Source organism: Streptomyces sp. NPDC042364 (genome assembly GCF_056437585.1).
In genome coordinates, this window is record NZ_JBWKAJ010000007.1 from 43,658 (window position 1) to 45,909 (window position 2,252).

The following is a 2,252-nucleotide window of genomic DNA, read 5'->3' on the forward strand; positions in this document are numbered from 1 at the left end:
CCGGGGCGTTGTTCCGGGGCGTCGTTCCGGGGCTCTGTCAGTGCCGGTGCGGCAGGGCGAATTCGGCCCGCCTCAGGTCGGCCGCGCCGCGCAGCAGCATGAGGCCGATACGGTCCACGTGACGGTGCCGCCAGGACTCGAGTTCGGTTCCCTGCACCCACTGGTTGAAGGCGCCCAGCGCGGGCCCCGTGTGGACCTGGTAGTTCGTGCGGTCGCCGCCGTCTCCCTCCATGGACAGGCTCGTGGCGTAGTAGAAGTACCAGCGGAAGACGAGGGCCATCTTCTGCTTGGGGTGCCGTTCCGCCTGCGCGATCTCCGCGTCCCGGCCGCGGGACCGAAGGTAGGAGCACACCTCGTCCCACACCTGGTCGAGGCTCCGTTTGAAGTAGGTCCTCTCCAGCAGCGCGCGGGTCTTGTGCGGTATCTCGTCGAGGCTGTCGTAGTGCGAGTACAGCGAGAACAGCTTGTTGGCCCGCACGGGGAAGAAGACGCCCTTGCGCAGCACCTGCACCTTGGCTCCCAGCTCGAAGAGGTCGCCGGCGGGAGCGTAGGCGGTGTCGGTGACGCCGATGTCCTGAAGCATGTCCTTGACCGTGCTGCTCGCTCCGGACTCCACCGTGCACTGGTTGACGGACCCGGTGACGACGTAGTCGGCGCCGAGGGTGAAGGCCGCCGCCATCGCCGAGGGGGTACCGAGGCCGCCGGCGAGACCCATGCAGATCGGTTCGGCGTATCCGTACCGTTTCTGTGCCGCATCACGCAGGGCGAGCATCACCGGCATCAGAGCCGTGGCGACACCGCCGTCCGTGTGGCCCCCGGAGTCGGCCTCGACCGTGATGTCGTGGCTCATGGGGACCGTCCGGGCGAGCTCCGCCTGTTCGTCGGTCAGCGCCCCCGCCCTGTGCAGGGCGTCCAGCACCGCCTCGGGAGGCGGCGCCAGGAACTGTTCGGCGACCTCGGGGCGCGACACCTTGGCCACGACGCGGTGGCCGCACACCGGCGCGCCGTCGGAGCCGCGGCGGAGCCCGCGTGCCCGGTACAGAACGAGCGCCGGGGTCATCTCCATGAAGGCCGACGCCTCGACGACCTGTACCCCGAGACGCATGAGCAACTCGACCCGCTCGCGCTCGGCCGCCGGGTCGTCGAGGTCGGCGAGCAGGTTGACGCCGTAGGGCTGTCCCTCGGTCAGGTCCTGTTGCACGGTCCGGACCGCCCGCTCGATCTGCGCGAGGGAGAGACCTCCCGTGCCCAGGAAACCGAGCATGCCGCTGCGGCCGAGCTTGACGATCATCTCGGCGGAGGTGATGCCCCGGTACATGCCGCCGACGACGTAGGCGTACCGCGTGCCCAGGCGCCGGCGGAACACGGCGCTGCCCATCTCGGTGGCCGGGCTCTCGGGCGGGGGCGCCGGGAGCGGAGCCGAGCGGATCTGGTCGATCAGCCTGCCGAGCATCGGGCCGCCGAGTTCGACGAACTCGGTGACGCCCCGCTCCAGCAGATGGCGCACGCTCTCGGTCCAGCGCACGGGCCGCACGATCTGTTCGACCAACAGGCGCGGGATCTCCCCCGCCGCGTACGGGCGTGCCGTCACGTTGGAGATCACCGGTGTTCTCGGGTCGCCGACGGAGCAGCCGTCGACGAACTCCGCGAAGTCCCGCTGCGCCGGGCGCATGAGGGGTGAGTGGAAGGCTCCGGACACATTGAGCCTCACGCACCGGGCGCCCCGTGATTCGAGGTACGTCACCAGCTCGCCGATGCTCTCGACTCCGCCGGAGACGACCTTCTGCTGGGGCGAGTTGTCGTTGGCGATGGTGAGTGCGGAGAAGCCGCCCTCCTCCATGATCTCCCGCAGGCGCTCCTCGTCCATGCCGACCACCGCCGCCATGCCTCCGCCACGCGCCCGCGCCATGAGCTCGCCCCGCCGCTGGACGAGACGCAGGCCGGTCGGGAAGTCGAACGCCCCGGCCGCGTGCAGCGCGCAGTACTCCCCCAGGCTGTGCCCGGCGAGGAAGGCGGGCTCGTCGTTCTCCTCCCGCCACCGCCGGTAGGCGAGCGTGCCCGTCACGAACAGCGCGGGCTGCGTGTACTCGGTGCGCCCCAGCCGCTGGTGCGGGTCGTCCAGGCACAGCTGGCGGATCGAGTATCCGAGGACGTCGGATGCCTCCTCGACGAGACCGGGGTAGGCGTCGAACAGTTCCCGTCCCATGCCGCGCCGCTGCGCGCCCTGTCCCGGAAACACCACGGCCCTCATG

At 70.5% G+C, this 2,252-nt stretch carries 1 protein-coding gene; it reads right to left on the minus strand.

The window, feature by feature from the left end:
* Nucleotides 1-37 precede the first annotated feature (37 nt).
* Nucleotides 38-2,251, minus strand: a complete 2,214-nt coding sequence (fabD, locus tag AC067N_RS16425; protein ID WP_478679564.1) for an ACP S-malonyltransferase — start codon at nt 2,249-2,251, stop codon at nt 38-40.
* Nucleotide 2,252 lies beyond the last annotated feature (1 nt).

Bases quoted from the DNA above. Each gene is read 5' to 3' on its own strand.
- fabD (WP_478679564.1), bottom strand. From the start codon at position 2,251: ATGAGGGCCGTGGTGTTTCCGGGACAGGGCGCGCAGCGGCGCGGCATG.